Below are 19,247 nucleotides of genomic sequence, written 5' to 3' on the forward strand. Positions count from 1 at the left end.
TTTGTTTAAATAAGGGAGGATTTTTAAGTGGCAAACGTAACTTTTAAAGGTAACCCAATTACTTTAGTTGGAACAGAAGTTAAAGTTGGCGACCAAGCGCCAAACTTCCAAGTATTAGCAAATGACTTATCTCCAGTAAGTTTAGAAACATACAAAGGTGAAGTGAAATTAATCAGTGTTGTACCTTCAATCGACACAGGTGTATGTGATGCACAAACTCGTCGTTTTAACCAAGATGCAGCAGGTATTGAAAATGCGAAAGTATTAACAATTAGCGTTGATTTACCATTCGCTCAAAAACGCTGGTGTGCAGCTAACGGTTTAGAAAATGTTGCGACACTTTCTGACCACCGTGACCTTTCATTCGGTGAAGCTTATGGCTTAGTAATGAAAGAACTTCGTTTACTTGCTCGTGCAGTATTCGTAGTAGATAGCAATGACAAAGTAGTTTACGTAGAATACGTAAGCGAAGGTACAAGCCATCCAAACTATGAAGCAGCATTAGAAGCAGCAAAAGCTGCGAAGTAATGTAAAAGAAGACGACCTCTAACTAAAGTTTTACTTTAGAAGAGGTCGTCTTTTCTCATGTATTGTTAACTGAACCAATATATGAGAAAAGACGTTACATCATAAACAACTTGAAGGGGAGCTCTTTACAAGAGGTCGCTTTTTCTTTTTGGAAAAAATCACTTTGTGGTATGATATAAGTTATGTGTAAATGAGAGAAGGAGGAATGTACGTGAGTCAGACAGTAGAAACATTATTTTCTATTTTTGATTCTTCTACGGTAGTTTTACGTAAAGAATTAGATGTAACATATTTAGAGGCGCTTGTAGAAACAGGGGATAACTTGTTTGAAGGAGCGATTTTACAAGAGGAATTATCCGAATCAACAATTGAAAGGTTGAATCGTGAATATAGTACGTTTAATGAAGAAACATATAAAGGTGAAGAAATTCGTAAAGCATTTCAGCTAGCCATTTTAAAAGGCATGAAAGAAGGCGTGCAAGCGAATCACGAAATGACGCCTGATGCAGTTGGAATGTTCATGAGCTACTTATTCCATAAATTTATGCAAGGTCAAAAAGAAATTACTGTTTTAGACCCTGCAATTGGAACAGGTAACTTAATGACTACAGTGTTTAATAGTGCCAAAGAAGAACTAGCAATGAGTGGATTTGGTGTAGAAGTGGATGAAGTGCTAATCAAACTTGCTTTAGTAAATGCAAATTTACAAAAGCATGCAATCGAATTCTTCCATCAAGATGGACTAGCACCACTTTATATCGATCCGGTTGATGCAGTTGTTTCAGATTTACCAATTGGTTACTATCCAAATGAAATCGGTGCAAGTGAATATACATTAAAAGCAGATGAAGGAATGTCATATGCGCATCACTTATTTATTGAACAAAGTGTGAAACATACGAAAGAAGGCGGGTATTTATTCTTCTTAGTACCAAACTTCATTTTTGAAAGTGATCAAGCGCCAAAACTACATGCATTTATTAAAGAAACATGTTTTATTCAAGGGTTGTTACAGCTACCTGTTTCCATGTTTAAAAACGAGAAAAATGCAAAAAGTATATTTGTTCTCCAAAAGAAAGGCCAAGATGTAACAATGCCGAAACAGGCACTACTAGTGGAATTACCTAAATTCTCTAACATGAAGGCTATGGAGGATATTATGGATCAATTAAATACTTGGTTTGCAGCACATAAATAATACAGTATATATGTAACAGGGTTAGTATTCAATATAGTACAGTTGTATATGATATATAATATTTTTTAATGTATACAAGATTTAACTGAATTTTTTTGAAATCTGTAATATATTTTTTTTCTTGGTGTTACAATTTTTTCACTTGAAATATATGTCGGACGATGTTTAAATTAAAATCGTGAGTATAAAATTTACTGATGATGAAACGTTTTCATAGTGAGTGAATTTAATTAGATAAAATCGAGCGGTTTGTGGAATGATCCACACAACTACCAAGAGAAAAAGGGGCGAAAGACTAGATGTCAAAAATCATCGCGATTAACGCAGGAAGCTCTTCCTTAAAATTCCAATTATTTGAAATGCCAAGTGAAACAGTATTAACAAAAGGTTTAGTAGAACGTATCGGTTTAGAAGATAGTGTCTTCACAATTACTGTAAATGGCGAAAAGCAAAAAGAAATTACAAATATTCCAGATCACGCAGTAGCAGTTAATATGCTTCTTAACAAATTAACTGAAAACGGAATCGTAAAATCTCTTGATGAGATTGGCGGTATCGGTCACCGTGTTGTACACGGCGGCGAAAAATTTGCTGATTCTGTTTTAATTACTGATGAAGTATTAGCTGATATCGAAGAATTAAGCGATTTAGCACCACTTCACAACCCAGCAAACCTTGTTGGTATTAAAGCGTTCCAAGAAGTATTACCAAACGTACCAGCAGTAGCAGTATTCGATACAGCATTCCACCAAACAATGCCGGAATCTGCATTCCTATACAGCTTACCATATGAGTACTATGAGAAATTCGGCATCCGTAAATACGGTTTCCACGGAACTTCTCATAAATATGTAACTGAGCGTGCAGCTGAATTATTAGGTCGTCCACTTGAAAGCTTAAGCCTACTTTCTTGTCACTTAGGTAACGGTGCAAGTATCGCAGCAGTAGAAGGCGGTAAGTCTATCGATACTTCTATGGGCTTCACTCCACTTGCTGGTGTAACAATGGGTACACGTTCTGGTAACATTGACCCTGCGTTAATTCCATACATCATGGAAAAAACAGGCCAAACAGTAGAAGAAGTAGTTAACGTATTAAACAAGAAGAGTGGTATGCTAGGTCTTACTGGTTACTCTAGTGACCTACGTGACATCATTTCTAAAGAAGAAGAAGGCGACCACCGTGCGAAAGTAGCACTTGATGTATTCGTAAGCCGTATCCACAAATACATCGGTTCTTACACAGCTCGTATGAAAGGTGTAGACGCAATCATCTTCACAGCTGGTATCGGTGAAAACAGTGCAGTTATTCGTGAGCGCGTATTAGAAGGCCTTGAGTACATGGGCGTATACTTCGATGCAAAACGTAATAACGTATTTGGTGAAGAAGCATTCATCAGCTTCCCACACTCTCCAGTAAAAATTATCGTAATTCCAACTGACGAAGAAGTTATGATCGCTCGTGACGTATTACGTCTTGGAAATATTGGTTAATATATGCATGAAAAAAGACGAGATCCTAAAGGATTTCGTCTTTTTTCTTTTGGATATATTTTATGATTCCATCCGGATATAGCACTTTTTCCTTCTGAATGAATGCAGTGATGGGGATCCATTTTGCATAGGAAGATGTTTGTTCATCATATATGGGGAATATTTCTGTTGTATGTAGTGATGTATTTAAAAGGCGGATTGTATATAGTTGAATAATCTCATGAGCAATTTCATCATCTGCATGAAAAATGTTTTCCAAGCAACCTAAATAATCGATAATTTCCACTTCTGTATGAAGTTCCTCTTTAAACTCCCGAATGACTGTTTCAGCCGATTTTTCTCCGAGTTCAATTGATCCACCAAGAGGTCGGTAATAGGTTTCATCGGCCGTGCTATACTCTTGTACGAGAAGGAAATTATCCCGTATTACAATACCGAAGGCCTTTGCACGTGGATACATGTATGTGATCGCCCCTTATTCATTAATATGTGGATAATTATAATTTGAAATATGGAGAAAATCACCTTTTTATTCAATTGGTTGAGCTAATTGTAAAGAATAAGCGGAAATATGTTACAATAGAAAAAAATCGAACGAGGTGGTTGTTGCGATGCGATCGAAGCGAGAACAAGCCATTTTAGAAAATATAAAAGAGTGGGAAGGGCAATTAGTAGAGCAAGAAGCGACTGATTTTCAAAAAATGTTTGATAAGTGGTTGCATACTACAATTACGAAACTGCCTGAGAAAAAACGAAAAGATTTCTTTGCGAAAGCAGATGGATGGCTCTTTCATTTGCATGCACTCATTCAAAGTTCGCAATCACAGTTAGATGCACGAAATCGTATTTTAGGAACATCGAGATTATTTGATGAATCAATTGAGCAACTTGAAGATTTGAAGGCGTTATCTATTGATCAATTAACATACATAGCAGAGCAGCAAACAGCACGTCATCGTCTATATTCATTCGTACAAGGCGGGGCAACAGGTGCTGGCGGTCTATTATTATTAACGGCTGATTTTCCGGTTATGATTGCATTAAATGTGAAGGCTGTACAACTTATTGCGACATCATTTGGGCATGATGCGAACAAGCCGTATGAGATGATGCTCGCGTTGAAAGTATTCCATGCAGCATTATTACCAGCAAGACTTCAGCAATATGCATGGTACAATTTACTGAGAGAACTCGAGCAAGAAGATTCATTCTTTTATGAAGGAGACGAAGAAGTGTTAAAGCCAGCTTCTACTGAGGTTGTGTTAAAACAAATTTTGAAGACATTTTCGATTTATGCTCTTCGTCGTAAATTATTCCAAGGTATTCCTGTACTCGGAATGGCAATTGGCTCTACAGTGAACTATCGCTTAACGAGGAATGTTACTGAATTTGCAAATAAGTTTTATCAAGTACGCTACATATTAGAAAAAGAAAAGAGAGCATGAAAAAAAGCGAGAGGCCGAAGCCTTTCGCTTTTTAGTTTGTCGCATGTTTTTTGGACATTGGAATAGATACTGGTTTCTTTTCTGCTTTTGGATAGTAAATTAAATCCAATGTTTTTGCCTGCACGGCAATCGAAAGAATAGTAAAAGCGATTTCTGTCCAATTTAAATAATATAATGAAAGCGCAAGAACAATCGCGTCAAAGACGAAGAAAATTTGCCCAATTGTAAAACGAGTTCGTTTACTTAATACAATTGTCAAAATATCGTCTCCACCGGTTGCACCGCCAAATCGCAATATAAAACCGAGTCCAATACCAGCTAACGCACCGCCAACTATTGCAGCTATAAATAAATTATTTGATAAGTCTACCGTAAAAGGAGAATAATTTTCCATAAGGGAATAAAATACTCCGAATGAAATTGAACCTAAGAATGAATAGCCAACCATTTTTCTACCTAAAAATGAAGCGCATAGTAAAATAATTGGGATGTCCATTATTACAGTTGAAATAGATGGTGAAATATCATAAAAATTTTGGATGAATAGTGCAATACCTACAAAGCCACCTTCTGTTAAGTGGTTTTGGAAGTGAATGTGATATAGCGCTGCTGCTAAAATAAATGAACCGATTAAAACCATAAAAATTTCTTTAATAATTTGTCGACTTTGGATGTTCCTCATCGTTATTCCTTCTTTCCGTAGTTAGTAGTCCTTTTTGTGTTGTAAACTAACTACGAGCTCACATGTAGCTTTCAGTTAGTTTACGAAAAAACTAACTACGCTATATGTCGCTGAAGAAATAACGAATAATCCTCTCGTCCATCAATTCTCCCTACCTTCGTTTTAGTTTAAGTCTTAAAACGACTAAACAAAACGTGGAGTAGGATTCGTCATTTAGCAATCCTGCTCTTCTTTGTTTTGTTTAGCTAGTAACAATTAAGTCCTAAACAAAACGCTATGTGTAAGAAGAGTCTTTTTTTTGCCAAATTATCCTTCGGGCAATCATAATTTCCCCACTCTCGTATTTTTTTCGCTAGACTAAAGTATCTGAGCTGAAAAATACGCTACGTGTATGATTCGTCAATACGATGCCACATGCTCCTTCGAGCGATCATGATATCAAAATCCCTTCCTTCAAGATTTATATTATTATATCATACTTTCAAAAAATGTATGCGGATGGAAACCGACAATAAACGGAGGGAATCTACAAAAATTGTTATGTTTAAATATTTTTGTAGAAAAGCCTAAGCTATTCCGTAAGATTGGACTGTTTTTAAAGTTTGTCCAATAAGTAAGAAAAGATGGGTTTTTATTCAGTTGTATTGTTCTTATCACTTTTATCTTTAAAAAATGCATCCCAGCTAATCACACTTAAAAAAGTTAAAGCGATAATAATGAAAGCTCGCATAAGTTTGAAGCCTCCTTTTGTACATAGTATATGAATAATTCATTTTGGGATGTGTCATTTTTTTACAAATTTTAATTGTTATGAGATTATATTGATATAGATAGATGAAAGGGAGAGTGGAGATATGCTAAAAGACATGTTTAAAAGAAAAGAATTACAATGTGTTTCATGTCAGAAAAAGATTGAATACGAAGAAGAGCTTGTTGCTTTTGTGAAGTTGCCGAAAGAAAGAAGTATATTAGTTGGCCCGTTTGATGTATGTTTAGCAAAAACAGCGCAAGAAATATATTGTAAATCGTGTTACGACAAAAAAGCATGACCCAAAGTAATTGAGGGGCATGCTTTTTTTATTGGTGTGCTTTTCCCTCAGATACATTTTGGGTAAGACGATACCAAAGCCAAAGATCATTAATGATGGAAGCGAGATCGGCAATTTCTGAATTAAGTTTGCAAGAAATTTCGAAGTCTTCCTCGTTATTTAAATGATGTTGTTTTGCATTAATATAGTGTTCGAGTTCTTTTATGCGATCAGGAATTTTCCCGCGAACTTGTTCCCATCTTAGTAAAATAGCATGTTGCATTTTTTCGGGGATGTCTTCCCAGTCTTCTTGTAAATGCGGAATTTCAATTCCTAGATGTTCATCGTATAAGAAATACTTTTCCATAAGTTCACCCCCATTTTCCTGCTTATATTGTACATAAAAACAGAAAGAAGTTCGACGAAATTGTTTGAAAAAAATTTAAAATGCCCCTTGATACATTTTATAAAAGGTGTTAAAGTTTGAATTATTATAAAAGAAAATGAATATTTATTCTTTAGGGGGATGCAAAATGGAGAAGAAAAAAGTTGTGTTAGCATATTCCGGAGGTCTTGATACTTCCGTTGCAATTAAATGGTTACAAGAGAAGAATTATGATATTATCGCGCTTTGTTTAGATTTAGGGGAAGGTAAAGACTTAGCATTTGTAAAAGAAAAAGCACTTTCAGTAGGAGCAATTAAATCGTATATGATTGATGTTCAAGAAGAATTCGCGAATGAATATGCATTGATGGCATTACAGGCCCATACGTTGTATGAAGGGAAATATCCTCTCGTTTCGGCATTATCTCGTCCACTTATTGCGAAGAAATTAGTAGAAATCGCAGAACAAGAAGGTGCAACTGCAGTTGCACACGGATGTACAGGGAAAGGAAATGACCAAGTTCGTTTTGAAGTTTCTATTCAAGCATTGAATCCATATTTAGAAGTGATTGCGCCTGTGCGTGAATGGAAATGGTCACGTGAAGAAGAAATTGCATATGCAAAAGAAAACGATGTACCAATTCCGATTAATTTAGATAGCCCATTTTCAATCGACCAAAACTTATGGGGACGCAGCAACGAATGTGGAATTTTAGAAGATCCATGGGCAGCGCCGCCAGAAGATGCATACGAGATGACATTGGCATTAGAAGATACACCAAATAAACCAGAGTTTGTAGAAATTGGATTTGAAGCAGGAGTACCGACTACTTTAAACGGCACTGCATATTCGCTTTCTGAATTAATTAAAACGTTAAATGCACTTGCTGGCAAACATGGCGTGGGACGTATCGACCATGTAGAAAATCGCCTTGTCGGTATTAAATCTCGTGAAGTATATGAATGCCCAGCAGCAATGACATTAATAACAGCGCATAAAGAACTTGAAGATTTAACACTTGTGAAAGAGGTTGCTCATTTCAAACCGATGATTGAGCAAAAACTAACAGAATTAATTTATAACGGCTTATGGTTCTCACCTTTAAAACAAGCACTCAATGCTTTCTTACAAGAAACACAAAAACATGTAACAGGTACAGTGCGTGTGAAATTATTTAAAGGTCATGCAATTGTAGAAGGGCGTAAGTCTGAATACTCTTTATACGATGAAAAATTAGCAACGTATACTGTCGATGATGAATTTAATCATGATGCAGCAGTTGGTTTCATTTCATTATTCGGTTTACCTACAAAAGTATATAGCCAAGTGAATCAAAAGAAGGTGGAAGCGTGAGCAAACTTTGGGGCGGACGTTTTACAGAAGAAGCGGAAGCGTGGGTAGAAGAATTCGGAGCTTCTATTTCCTTTGATAAGCAATTGGTTAACCAAGATATAAAAGGTAGTATCGCACACGTTACAATGCTAGCAAAACAAGGCATCGTAACGAAAGAGGAAGCGGAGAAAATCAAGATAGGGCTTCAGTATTTATTACAAGAAGCAAAAGAGAATAAGCTTCAATTTTCGGTAGAAGCAGAAGATATTCATTTAAACATTGAAAAAATGTTAATTGAACAAATTGGCGAAGTAGGAGGGAAACTTCATACAGGCCGAAGCCGTAACGATCAAGTAGCGACAGATATGCACTTATATTTAAAAGAAAAAGTAGAACATATTATAAAAGCTACCAAACAATTGCAAACTGTTCTTGTTCATCAAGCGGAAAATAACATTGAAACAATTATGCCTGGCTATACGCACTTACAGCGTGCCCAGCCGATTTCATTTGCGCACCATATTCTTGCTTACTTTTGGATGTTAGAGCGCGATGTGAATCGTTATGAAGATTCGTTAAAGCGTATTAACATTTCACCATTAGGAGCAGGAGCACTAGCTGGCACAACATTTCCGATTGACCGAGAATATAGTGCGGAGCTCCTTGGATTTAATGGAATCTATGAAAATAGTTTAGATGCGGTAAGTGATCGTGATTTCATACTGGAGTTTTTAAGTAACTCATCTATGCTCATGATGCACTTATCACGCTTTTGCGAAGAACTTATTTTATGGAGTAGCCAAGAGTTTCAATTTATTGAAATGAGCGATCAATACGCGACAGGTAGCAGCATTATGCCGCAAAAGAAAAATCCCGATATGGCGGAACTCATCCGCGGAAAAACAGGCAGAGTATATGGCAATTTATTTAGCTTGCTTACTGTAATGAAAGGATTGCCGCTTGCTTACAATAAAGACTTACAAGAAGATAAAGAAGGAATGTTTGATACAGTGAAAACAGTAGAAGGATGCCTTCATATTATGGCGGGCATGCTTGAAACGATGACTGTAAACAAAGAAAAAATGGGGCAAGCTGTGACGCAAGATTTCTCTAACGCAACAGAAATTGCTGACTATTTAGCAAGCAAGGGACTGCCATTCCGTCAAGCTCATGAAATTGTTGGGAAGTTAGTTCTACATTGCACACAAAAAGGAATCTATTTATTAGATGTACCACTTGAAACATATAAAGAAATGAGTTCGTTATTTGAAGAAGATTTATATGAGGTTCTTTCACCGTATGCAGCTGTAAAGCGCCGTAACAGTGCTGGTGGAACAGGCTTTGAACAAATTGAAAAAGCTTTGGAGAAAGCGAAGAGTTTAACTAAAGAGGTTATTACAAATTAAGTTGGAAAGTACGCCATTCTGTTAAAGGGTGGCGTACTTTCTTTTTTTTTAGTATTCAAGTTATGATATAGTAAAAAATAATAATTGAGGGGAATCTATGAAAAGAACAATATTTATCGTTGTACTATTAATTAGCTTACTTGCAAATGTTAAAGTATTCCTTTTGGACAAATATATGATTGTTGGTGAACAAGAGAAGCGAGAAGAAGCGATTATTGCAACGATGTGGCATCTGCAAGAAAAAGGATATAAAGAAAGTGATATTTCATACATAAAACCGGCCTTTTATAGTAAAAACGGTTCTTACGGTATGAATGTACAGTTTAAAGATGAACCAAATGAATCGTATACATATAGAGTTTCGAAAGATGCTAAAACAAATGAACTAACTGTACACCAAGATAGCAATGCGCCAGGTGGTATGGGTGGGAAGCATCAGGAACTTAAATAGATAAGAGAGACTGCTAAAAAGTAATATTAGCAGTCTTTTATATTTTTAGAGATGCATCGAGCGTTTTATAGTCATTTTTCATAATGATAAAATGATGCTTCTCATGTATTGCTAATAGTTGAATAGATTGAATAAGGTTAGGATAGTGAGCAATTGGATCTAAAAATACGATATGTCCTGCAATATTTTCTTCTATATTTTGAACTAGTTTTTTTATTTCATTTGTTTCACGTGAAAGTAATTCTTCTAATTCATTTACATTCATAGCGTAATAGACTTTTTTTGAAGGGATTAAAATCCAAGGGGCTTTCATTCCTTTGCCATGCTTTTCTTTATATTCGGCATAAATGTCATGTATTTCAGTTGCAAATGGGGTATTTCTTCTTAATTTGGCATAGGGGATAAGAGCGAAAGAGAATTTAATCGCTACTTTTAGCATCCTTGCAATTAAATATAAGTGATAAAAGTGCTCACCAATAGACCATTTTGCGTCTTCTTTCTTATACCATAGTTGCTCTTGTGAAAGTGAATGAAGTTTAGGAAGGAATTGGTTTCTTTGTACATGTAATGTGTGAAAGTGTTTTGAGATATTTTCAGATTCCATAGTAGAGCATCCTCCATACATGTTTTTCCTAATTATAACATTTTACATGTGAATATAATTAAGCCTAGAACAATATGTTCTAGGCTTAATTATCCATCGATTAATCATACTTATGTCGATCTTCCGTAATTCGAATATACTCAATATCCATCAAATCTCGAAGTAGCGCTCCGTGACTTAGTTCAACCCCATGCTTTTCTTTAAAGTGTGAGCGAATTGTATTTAACATTTCGATTTCTTTTCCGTTTACATCTAAAATGATTCGTTCATAATCTTCCATAAAGCATCCTCCTTTTTTAAACACATATATTTTGTCCGTCTATTTCTAAAAAATGTATGTTGACCTAATGTTAGGAAATAAGAAAGGAATGGAAGATGAGACGTATTTATTTTATAGGGTTAATTTTGTACACGCTAATTGTATTACACGTTGCATTCCCAGAAATATTTTCATTTGAGAATGTAACAAAAATACATATAGCAATATTTATTTTTACTTTATTTGTAGTAGATTGCTGTATTTCTTTATGGATTTCTAGAAAAAAGAAAGTACAAGAAGTAAAAGATAAAAAAGAAATAGAACGGAAAAAGAGAAAACGTTCATTGTAGCTTGTCTTGTATTTATAGTAAGATATGTGAAATGAAAAACACCAAGCCCATGTGGACTTGGTGTTTTATTTATCCCGCATTAACGGGCAGTAAGACTCCCACCTCAAAATTCGGCGAATGCGAGGGAGTTAGGTGCGAGATCAACTGCCCGTAAACGCCCGATTGGTTCAACTAATAATCAGTGGGGGATGGACAAAACCCCCACTGATTAAAGTTTCACTTTATAAATTAAAGATCACCTTGCTCCTCATCACCACGAACAACAAGGACATCGCATTTCGCATAGCGAATAATATGTTCAGAGACGCTACCAATTAGGAAACGTTCTACAGCATTTAAACCAGTTGCACCGCACATAATTAAATCCACTTTATGTGTTGGGGCAATTTCTTTTGAGATTTTAGATTTTGGATTACCAAATTCTAATACAGTTTCCACTTTTTCAAGACCAGCTTCAACCGCAGTCTTTTTGTAGTCTTCTAATAAGTCTTCTGCAAAGAGGTTTGCACGCTCAGCAATAGCGCGGCTATAAGCCTCTACTGCGGAATATGCTTTCACATCAACGATATGAGCAATTGTTAATGTTGCATTGTTTCGTTTTGCGACTTGAATTGCTTTCTTAAAGGCTTTTTCTGCTTCTTTGGAACCGTCCACTGCAATTAAAATATTTGTATATGTATTATTCATAGTAGATTCCTCCCAATTCATTTTCATAACCGTTTACAACTTAATTATAAAACAAATTATGGTAATGTGCTTGCTAAAACGTTACAGAATTTTGAAAACTCTGTTTTAGTTCATTTTAGTTGTAATTGGAGCGAGAACTTGTTACATATGAAGTATAGCAATTTAAAAGGAGGCAGTTTTGTGAGACACGCGCTCATTACAGCCGGTACGAAAGGTTTAGGAAAGCAAGTAACAGAAAAGTTATTGGCTAAAGGATATTCAGTAACAGTAACGTATCATAGTGATATATGTGCTATGGAAATAATGAAAGAAACTTATAAAAATATGGCAGAACGTCTACAGTTCGTGCAAGCTGATGTCACGAAAAAGGAAGATTTACATAAAATAGTAGAAGAAGCGATGAGCCGTTTTGGCAAAATTGACTTTTTGATTAATAATGCTGGTCCGTATGTATTTGAACGGAAAAAATTAGTCGATTACGAAGAAGACGAATGGAATGAAATGATCCAAGGTAATTTAACAGCGGTGTTTCATTTATTAAAACTTGTCGTGCCGATTATGAGAAAACAGAACTTTGGTCGTATTATTAACTACGGTTTTCAAGGAGCAGATAGCGCGCCTGGATGGATTTATCGTTCAGCCTTTGCAGCTGCGAAAGTAGGGCTTGTTTCATTAACGAAAACAGTAGCTTACGAAGAAGCGGAATATGGTATTACTGCGAACATGGTTTGTCCTGGTGATATAATTGGTGAAATGAAAGAAGCGACGATTCAAGAAGCACGAAAGCTAAAAGATAGTAACACACCAATTGGTAGATCCGGAACAGGTGAAGATATCGCAAGAACTATTTCGTTTTTATGTGAGGAAGATTCGGACATGATTACCGGTACAATTATTGAAGTAACAGGTGCGGTTGATGTTATCCATAAACATCTCAAATAATGAGTAGTTGTAGTAATTGGACAGGTGATTTTCATATATAAGAATCATACTGTCCTTTTATGCGGAAGAAATTCTATCGGAAAACTTGTATTATTTTTTGTCAAATATTGAGATATTATGTTAAAATATAAGAGCGTAGAAAGCGCTTTAAAAAATGATTCAGGGGTCATTTCATAACTCAAGGGGGAACTAATAATGCGTATCGGTATTCCAACAGAAATTAAAAACAATGAAAACCGTGTGGCAATGACGCCAGCGGGAGCTGTACATTTAGTACAAAATGGTCATGAAATTTTTGTTCAAAAAGGAGCAGGTGTAGGATCAGGCTTTACAGATGAAGAATACGTACAAGCTGGTGCAAAACTTGTTGAAACTGCTGAAGAAGCATGGAATCAAGATATGGTTATGAAGGTAAAAGAGCCAGTTGAAAGTGAATACGGTTATTTCCGCGAAGGTTTAATTTTATTCACATACTTACATTTAGCTCCAGAGCCAGAATTAACAAAAGCATTAATTGATAACAAAGTTGTATCAATTGCATACGAAACAGTACAATTAGAGAATCGTTCTTTACCATTACTTGCACCAATGAGTGAAGTTGCAGGCCGTATGGCTGCGCAAATCGGTGCACAATTCCTTGAGAAAAACAAAGGCGGTAAAGGTATTTTACTTGCAGGTGTTCCAGGAGTTAAACGCGGTAAAGTAACAATTGTCGGCGGTGGTCAAGCTGGTACAAACGCAGCAAAAATTGCAGTTGGTTTAGGTGCAGATGTAACAATCATTGACTTGAGTGCAGAACGTCTTCGTCAATTAGATGATATTTTTGGTAATCAAGTAAAAACGTTAATGTCTAACCCATACAACATTGCAGAAGCTGTTAGAGAATCTGATCTTGTAATCGGTGCAGTATTAATCCCAGGTGCAAAAGCACCAAAACTTGTAACAGAAGAAATGATTAAATCAATGGAACCAGGTTCTGTCGTTGTAGATATCGCGATTGACCAAGGTGGTATTTTCGAAACAACTGACCGTATTACAACTCACGACAACCCAACTTATGAAAAACATGGTGTTGTTCATTATGCAGTTGCAAATATGCCAGGTGCGGTTCCACGCACATCAACTCTTGCGTTAACAAACGTAACAGTACCATATGCAGTACAAATTGCTAACAAAGGCTACAAAGATGCTTGCTTAGGCAACTCTGCATTACTAAAAGGTATTAACACATTAGATGGATATGTAACATTCGAAGCAGTTGCAGAAGCGCACGGCTTACAATATGCTGATGCGAAAGAGCTTCTTGAAAAAGCTCCTGCTTTATCATAATAGAAATAAAATAAAGACCTTTCCTTTGTAGGAAGGGTCTTTTTGTTTAAACTAATTATCTAATTTCTTCACAATTTTCAAGCCGAACATCATTGTGAAGAAAAGAATTCCAAACAAGTAATACAGGGCATACTCAACTCGTATCGTCGAATTTTTGTCAGTGATATATAAAATAAATAGTATCGCAGAGCCGATTAAATGAGAGAGGCCGAAAATTTGCGCCATAAGTTTTAAACTCATTTTCTCAATTCGTTCATCTATCTCAGGTAATGGATATTTCTCGGACTCTTTCTTTTTTTTCTTAAAGAATATTCGTTTCACTACAAATAGTACCAAGGCTAAGAGTATGTATACGCCAGCGAATAGAAGGACAGAGCGAATCGTTTCTTCATCATTACTATTGAAATAAAGAAAAATTGATCCTAACACTAAAATGGTAAGATGTGAAATGAATTCTTGATTAAAAGTATTTTTCATTCTATTTCCTCCCTAGTTTTATCTAATTGAAATAAATCTTCTACTTTACAGTTGAAAAACTCACATAATTTCAATGCTAATTCTAAACTTGGGTTGTATTTATTCTTCTCGATAGCGATGAGGGATTGTCTAGTGATTTGAACAGAGGAAGCTAATTGCTCTTGGGTGATGCCTCTAACGACGCGGAATTGTTTTACTTTATTTTGTATCAAATATACAAAGTCTCCTTTTTGTAAATTTGTTACATTTATTATATCCATTTTTAGGAAATAAGTAAATAAAACTTTACAAAAAGTAAACAAAACTTTACGAGAGATATCGCTTGTTGCAATGTATATTTTTGTGATAATTTGGAATTAAACGGAAAGTGAAAGTCGATAGAGGGGATTGGGTGGGGAGAACTATGGAAACAGTAAATCTATTAGAGTTAACAAAAGATATTAAAGACCAACATAAGAACTTCGTCGTTTCAAATGTAAATAGTCATTGTTTACGAATTGCTGTATTTGCTGGTGAATATGATTGGCACTATCATTCTAATTCGGATGAATTATTCATTGTGTTAGAGGGAGAATTACTGATCGATTTTCAAGATAGAGAGACGGCAGTTTTAAAGTCAAATGATTCTATTTTAATTCCAGCAGGTACAATTCATAGAACGAGAGCGTTGAAGAGAACGGTAAATCTTTGCTTTGAAAATGTAGAGGCGGATACAGTAATTGTGGAGGTCGTATGAGAAGGTTAGAGATTGAAGAATACGATAAAGTAATTCCGCTTTTAGAAGGGAATCAACGAACAACAACTTTTGCGTATGCAGTTTGTGATCAAATCATAGATGGTGAAATTTTTACAAATGAGAAATTAACAGCAGGACTAATCGTTACAGCTAACGGCATTTATTATTTGTTTGGCGACACTTATGACCGAAGTTTTAACGAAGATTTAGTTTCATATATTGAAACAGCTATTGAAAAAACAGAGAAACGATTTACACTGTTCACTTCGAGTAAAGAGTGGGAAATGATTATTGAAGAGCGTTTTAGTAATGTACTCCGGAAAATTCCAAGAATGACATTTCAATTTCAAAGAGAAGTTCTTGAAGAAAGAAAACAAGATTTTAACAAAAATACATATGAAGTTAAGCGTATTGATAAAAGCAATATAGAAAGAAGTAATGAATTTACAGAGGAATATTACAAAGAATATTGGGGATCAAAAGAAGCGTTTTTAAATAGTGGCTTTGGTTTTTGTATAGAACAAGATGGGATAATCATAGCTGAATGCGTCTCAATATTTAGCGGGAATGGTTTTGCTGAAATTGATATTGCTACGCATGAGGCATATCAAGGGAAAGGATTAGCTAAAGTTGTCGCAACAAGTTTCATTGAACATTGTATACAAAATCATATTATACCGTGCTGGGATTGTAATGTGGATAATATTCCTTCGCAAAAGTTAGCTAGTAAAATAAGTTTTCATAATCCAGTAGAATATGATCTATTTGTGCGTAAGAAAATGGGGGAATAAAAATGAATGTGGAATTAACGAGATTTAAAGTAAAGCAAGGTAAAAGTCATCGTGTAGATGAATGGATGAAGCTTCTTAATGACAATATGAAAGAAGTGCTTTTGACATTAAACGACGAAAAAATGTATGTCGAGACAATTTTCCGGGAAATAAGAGATGGAGAAGAGTACTTATATTGGTATTCTGTGCAAGGAGAAGGTGGTACTCTTGTCGAAAATTCTCATCATGAAATTGATAAAAAACATTTAGCGTTTTGGTATGAATGTATTGATGAGGATGATCCGGCTGTCGATATGAAGACGGAAGTCGTTATGATTCAAGATGTTGTGAAAGAAGCGATGAAATAATAGAATAGTATTTTTGGGAGAAGCACATCAAAACAGATGTGCTTTTTATTATGAAAATTTTTTTTTAGAAAAGCTGTATACATTTTACGCTCTCAAACGTTGAGTATATAGAAAGGAGAGCCGAATGAGTCATGATACGTTTGAAACATTATTAATAGAAAAGTCAAAAGCTGTATTTGGATACTTAATTAAGATTGGAGCAGATAGAAAAGAAGCGGAAGATATTGTGCAAGATACTTTGTATAAAGCTTTATTGCTTATAGGGGAAATACCGCTAGAACATTTAACTCCTTGGCTATTTAGAGTTGCGATCAATCAGCACCGAGATTTACACCGAAAAGAAAAAAGATTAAATCCAATTGCGATTGAATCAGTTGTTCTTATAGGTCAAAAGTCATTAGATGAAGTGCTTTTGACAAGTGAACTACAAGGCGAGGTACAAGAAATATTGGAGACGATGACAGAGGATTATCGTCATATTTTACTGTTGAAATATGAGTATGAACTATCTTATAAGGAAATTGCCATTTTATTAAGTATGAAAGAAGAAACAGTGAAAACAAGTTTGTACCGTGCAAGAAATCAATTTAAAAAATTGTATAGGAGGAGAACTAATGAGTCGGAAAGACTTTGATTTGAATATGGATGATAAGCAGATGAAGACTTTGATGAAGAGGGCGAAGAGGAAGCAGCTTTTTAGAAATTTTGTCATCTCAATCTTTGCATCTACTTTAGTGATCGTTGGATCTTTCACCTTAATAGTATATTTAAAACAAAAGAACTTTAATGAGATGGAAAAAAGAGTATTTGCAGAGCAAACTGTAACGGGGCCTAACATAAAATTTTATTCTCATAGAAAATTAAATATGGGTTTAATGAGCGATTCTATTATGTATAGTTCGTATAAAAATATTTCGGGTCAACCGGTTAAGTGGATAGATGAAATATATGAATATGATGTATGGGGCTATATGTCAAGAAGTCATAATGGAAATACGCATTTAGAGGAAGAACTATCGAATATAGACGAAGCTGAAACTTTGCAGGACTACAATATACAAACGATGCAACGCGAAATGAGGTTTTATTTGCCGTTCATGAAGTATGTAAATTATGCGAATGATTTAAATCAAATTGGGGATTTAAAAAATAAAGTCGCGGAAGTGGCTCTATCGTTTGATAAAGCGTATACGATGGATGAAATCATGAGAATACTACCAAAAGGTGTACAACCAGTTTGGTTTTGGGTAGATACATACAATGAAAAGAAACGAGATGAATATGTTGGTTTAACAGATCCGAAAACGGGTGCTGTTTTAAATGCTGAAAAATCTACTCTTGTCTATGGATTTACAGGAAGCTATGCTAAAAAAGAAGAAGAAATGAAAATGGATTTTGAGAGGCATTCAAAAGAATTTATGGGAGCAATGAAAACATTAGCAGAAGATGAACGACATATGGATAATGCGAAAGATTCGTATAAGGAAATAAAAAACACAAAACCAAAAGATCTACCAATATACGGTGTAGTCGTAACCGGAAAAATAGAGGATTTACAAAGTTTACAAGGTGCGCCATATATTAAGGCGGCTGTAAGAGGTGTAACAGTTGAGAAATATTGATTACAACTAATTAATGTGAATAATCAGAAAATTTATGTTATAATATGGGAAAAGGAGGTTTATATGAGGCAAATACATGGAGCAATTTATATTTACATAACAATGTTTTTCGTGGGGATATCCTATGGTTTAGGGCACGTGTATTCGCATCCTATATTAACTTTTTTAAGTGGAGCATGTATGGTGATTGCGTTTCTTGTCCACCTCTTCTCAGTTTGGATCGTGAAATTTCAAATAAATATTAGTGAGATAGAAGAAGGCACTTTTTAAGAGCCTTCTTTTTTAATAATATTGGCGAAGCCCCTGTAGTAATTTTTCAATTTCGCATTCAGTTTCTTTACATATAGACATTGTACGTAATCTGAAAAATAAGCTACGTAAGAAAGATTTTATATTTCCGAATAGAAATTCGTACGAGTTAATATGTAGTGTCGGTTTTTGAACTTGCAATTGAGCTACTAGATCACGAAGGGCTAATATGAGTACTTCTTCCTCTAGACCATTTTGCAGCATTGCGACAATTGGACAAACGATACGTTCATCTTCTTCATACTTGTAATAGATGGAATGGACACAAACTTTATTTAATAAAGTTGTTAGTATTTCTCCGTAATGTGAAGTTCCCAGTTTAGGATTATTAACAAGCGCTTCAAATGTATCTGAAACATGAGCGATACTATGTGCCCAGCCACGGTCTTGAACATATCCTCGTAAGTCATGTTCTTTGTTCATATATAGAATTAATTTATCTTTTACATTTAAAATATCAGACTGTGATAAGAAATGATGTTTTGTATCAGCATCAATAATGAGCGCAATTAATAATGTCGTAAATGCTCGGGTAAATACAGCATCATCGTCATCTAAGTGAACCTTATAAAATAAATATTTTTCACTGATGCTTTCTGAGAATAGTTTCTGTAAGTGGGTGTGTGAAATATAGTCCTTCTTGATTAGATGATAAAAAGTAGAGTAAATGAGTTTGTCTCTTAAATAGCTATCGGTAACACCGATATGTTGAAGCATACTTGAACTTAAAGAATCAATATGAAGTGTGTTGTTGATTATGTAATTATTATTACGAATTTCTTCTAACTGCTGTTGTAACATATAACCCTCCTATTTTAGAAAATTCTGTATATTAATAGTATAAT

25 protein-coding genes and 1 pseudogene are annotated in these 19,247 nt (G+C 35.0%); 17 read left to right on the forward strand and 9 right to left on the reverse strand.

The genetic code is table 11. From position 1 onward, the window contains the following. Positions 1–27: 27 nt before the first annotated feature. From tpx to ackA, 3 genes are all read left to right on the forward strand, one after another. Complete coding sequence (tpx, locus tag MR109_RS17275) at positions 28–528, forward strand: thiol peroxidase (RefSeq protein WP_042980312.1); 501 nt, start codon at positions 28–30, stop codon at positions 526–528. Positions 529–739: 211 nt separating this feature from the next. Next, positions 740–1,726 carry a class I SAM-dependent methyltransferase gene (locus MR109_RS17280; protein WP_242273256.1) on the forward strand — a complete coding sequence of 329 codons (987 nt, stop codon included), beginning with the start codon at positions 740–742 and terminating at the stop codon, positions 1,724–1,726. Between the two features lie 299 nt (positions 1,727–2,025). Continuing rightward, positions 2,026–3,219 (forward strand): acetate kinase, encoded by a 1,194-nt coding sequence (gene ackA, locus MR109_RS17285; protein WP_242273258.1) that lies wholly within the window; start codon positions 2,026–2,028, stop codon positions 3,217–3,219. A 25-nt stretch (positions 3,220–3,244) separates the two neighbouring features. On the opposite strand, the gene MR109_RS17290 is transcribed toward ackA, so the two are convergent. Then, positions 3,245–3,679, reverse strand: coding sequence for an NUDIX hydrolase (locus MR109_RS17290; RefSeq protein WP_048372171.1), 435 nt, complete (start codon positions 3,677–3,679; stop codon positions 3,245–3,247). 151 nt (positions 3,680–3,830) lie between these two features. Here MR109_RS17290 and MR109_RS17295 point away from each other — a divergent pair, with 151 nt between their 5' ends. Then, complete coding sequence (locus MR109_RS17295) at positions 3,831–4,664, forward strand: EcsC family protein (protein ID WP_048372173.1); 834 nt, start codon at positions 3,831–3,833, stop codon at positions 4,662–4,664. Between the two features lie 31 nt (positions 4,665–4,695). Here MR109_RS17295 and MR109_RS17300 read toward each other — a convergent pair whose 3' ends face one another. Beyond that, positions 4,696–5,346, reverse strand: a complete 651-nt coding sequence (locus tag MR109_RS17300) for a YitT family protein (protein WP_098306425.1) — start codon at positions 5,344–5,346, stop codon at positions 4,696–4,698. Between the two features lie 854 nt (positions 5,347–6,200). Here MR109_RS17300 and MR109_RS17305 point away from each other — a divergent pair. Then, positions 6,201–6,395 carry a hypothetical protein gene (locus tag MR109_RS17305; RefSeq protein WP_048372177.1) on the forward strand — a complete coding sequence of 65 codons (195 nt, stop codon included), beginning with the start codon at positions 6,201–6,203 and terminating at the stop codon, positions 6,393–6,395. A 28-nt stretch (positions 6,396–6,423) separates the two neighbouring features. Here MR109_RS17305 and MR109_RS17310 read toward each other — a convergent pair whose 3' ends face one another. After that, a complete protein-coding gene (locus tag MR109_RS17310) occupies positions 6,424–6,741 on the reverse strand; it encodes a hypothetical protein (RefSeq protein WP_048372179.1) in 318 nt (105 codons plus the stop codon). A gap of 166 nt (positions 6,742–6,907) precedes the next feature. Between MR109_RS17310 and MR109_RS17315 the strand changes: the two genes are divergently transcribed. From MR109_RS17315 to MR109_RS17325, 3 genes are all read left to right on the forward strand, one after another. Continuing rightward, a complete protein-coding gene (locus MR109_RS17315; protein ID WP_002173754.1) occupies positions 6,908–8,113 on the forward strand; it encodes an argininosuccinate synthase in 1,206 nt (401 codons plus the stop codon). Continuing rightward, positions 8,110–9,498, forward strand: a complete 1,389-nt coding sequence (argH, locus tag MR109_RS17320; RefSeq protein ID WP_242273262.1) for an argininosuccinate lyase — start codon at positions 8,110–8,112, stop codon at positions 9,496–9,498. The genes MR109_RS17315 and argH overlap by 4 nt, the downstream gene beginning before the upstream one ends. 97 nt (positions 9,499–9,595) lie before the next feature. Next, positions 9,596–9,949, forward strand: coding sequence for a DUF3139 domain-containing protein (locus tag MR109_RS17325; protein ID WP_048372182.1), 354 nt, complete (start codon positions 9,596–9,598; stop codon positions 9,947–9,949). 37 nt (positions 9,950–9,986) lie between these two features. Here the strand turns inward: MR109_RS17325 and MR109_RS17330 are convergent, their stop codons facing one another. Both MR109_RS17330 and MR109_RS17335 read right to left on the reverse strand, forming a co-directional pair. Next, entirely contained in the window at positions 9,987–10,553 is a 567-nt protein-coding gene (locus tag MR109_RS17330) for a DinB family protein (RefSeq protein ID WP_242273264.1), read from the reverse strand. Positions 10,554–10,653: 100 nt separating this feature from the next. After that, complete coding sequence (locus MR109_RS17335; RefSeq protein WP_002173750.1) at positions 10,654–10,833, reverse strand: hypothetical protein; 180 nt, start codon at positions 10,831–10,833, stop codon at positions 10,654–10,656. Between the two features lie 95 nt (positions 10,834–10,928). On the opposite strand from MR109_RS17335, the pseudogene MR109_RS17340 reads away from it, so the two are divergent. Then, positions 10,929–11,156 (forward strand): annotated as a pseudogene (locus MR109_RS17340) (hypothetical protein); the annotation flags it as partial. A gap of 234 nt (positions 11,157–11,390) precedes the next feature. Here MR109_RS17340 and MR109_RS17345 read toward each other — a convergent pair. Further along, positions 11,391–11,849, reverse strand: a complete 459-nt coding sequence (locus MR109_RS17345; protein WP_071718455.1) for a universal stress protein — start codon at positions 11,847–11,849, stop codon at positions 11,391–11,393. 147 nt (positions 11,850–11,996) lie between these two features. Between MR109_RS17345 and MR109_RS17350 the strand changes: the two genes are divergently transcribed. Further along, positions 11,997–12,791, forward strand: coding sequence for an SDR family oxidoreductase (locus MR109_RS17350; RefSeq protein ID WP_242273359.1), 795 nt, complete (start codon positions 11,997–11,999; stop codon positions 12,789–12,791). Positions 12,792–12,986: 195 nt separating this feature from the next. Further along, complete coding sequence (gene ald / locus MR109_RS17355; protein ID WP_025147585.1) at positions 12,987–14,120, forward strand: alanine dehydrogenase; 1,134 nt, start codon at positions 12,987–12,989, stop codon at positions 14,118–14,120. Between the two features lie 51 nt (positions 14,121–14,171). Here ald and MR109_RS17360 read toward each other — a convergent pair whose 3' ends face one another. Both MR109_RS17360 and MR109_RS17365 read right to left on the reverse strand, forming a co-directional pair. Next, complete coding sequence (locus MR109_RS17360) at positions 14,172–14,597, reverse strand: hypothetical protein (protein WP_071718456.1); 426 nt, start codon at positions 14,595–14,597, stop codon at positions 14,172–14,174. Further along, positions 14,594–14,857 (reverse strand): helix-turn-helix transcriptional regulator, encoded by a 264-nt coding sequence (locus MR109_RS17365; RefSeq protein ID WP_242273266.1) that lies wholly within the window; start codon positions 14,855–14,857, stop codon positions 14,594–14,596. Before MR109_RS17365 ends, MR109_RS17360 begins: the two co-directional genes overlap by 4 nt. A 143-nt stretch (positions 14,858–15,000) precedes the next feature. Between MR109_RS17365 and MR109_RS17370 the strand changes: the two genes are divergently transcribed. From MR109_RS17370 to MR109_RS17395, 6 genes are all read left to right on the forward strand, one after another. Further along, entirely contained in the window at positions 15,001–15,333 is a 333-nt protein-coding gene (locus MR109_RS17370; protein WP_242273269.1) for a cupin domain-containing protein, read from the forward strand. Next, complete coding sequence (locus MR109_RS17375; RefSeq protein ID WP_242273271.1) at positions 15,330–16,124, forward strand: GNAT family N-acetyltransferase; 795 nt, start codon at positions 15,330–15,332, stop codon at positions 16,122–16,124. The genes MR109_RS17370 and MR109_RS17375 overlap by 4 nt, the downstream gene beginning before the upstream one ends. A 2-nt stretch (positions 16,125–16,126) precedes the next feature. Next, positions 16,127–16,471, forward strand: coding sequence for a DUF6176 family protein (locus MR109_RS17380; RefSeq protein WP_242273273.1), 345 nt, complete (start codon positions 16,127–16,129; stop codon positions 16,469–16,471). A 124-nt stretch (positions 16,472–16,595) separates the two neighbouring features. After that, on the forward strand, positions 16,596–17,105 hold the full coding sequence (locus MR109_RS17385) for an RNA polymerase sigma factor (protein ID WP_071718460.1): 510 nt from the start codon (positions 16,596–16,598) through the stop codon (positions 17,103–17,105). Then, positions 17,086–18,093 carry an anti sigma factor C-terminal domain-containing protein gene (locus MR109_RS17390; protein ID WP_242273276.1) on the forward strand — a complete coding sequence of 336 codons (1,008 nt, stop codon included), beginning with the start codon at positions 17,086–17,088 and terminating at the stop codon, positions 18,091–18,093. Before MR109_RS17385 ends, MR109_RS17390 begins: the two co-directional genes overlap by 20 nt. A gap of 63 nt (positions 18,094–18,156) precedes the next feature. Then, positions 18,157–18,363 (forward strand): hypothetical protein, encoded by a 207-nt coding sequence (locus MR109_RS17395; RefSeq protein WP_002173739.1) that lies wholly within the window; start codon positions 18,157–18,159, stop codon positions 18,361–18,363. A 12-nt stretch (positions 18,364–18,375) separates the two neighbouring features. Here MR109_RS17395 and MR109_RS17400 read toward each other — a convergent pair whose 3' ends face one another. Further along, positions 18,376–19,203: a DUF2785 domain-containing protein gene (locus MR109_RS17400; protein WP_242273278.1), complete on the reverse strand. Its 828-nt coding sequence runs from the start codon at positions 19,201–19,203 to the stop codon at positions 18,376–18,378. Positions 19,204–19,247: the final 44 nt, after the last annotated feature.

Origin of the sequence: Bacillus cereus group sp. BfR-BA-01310 (assembly GCF_022664325.1) — a bacterium.
GTDB classification, from domain to species: Bacteria; Bacillota; Bacilli; order Bacillales; family Bacillaceae_G; genus Bacillus_A; species Bacillus_A paramycoides.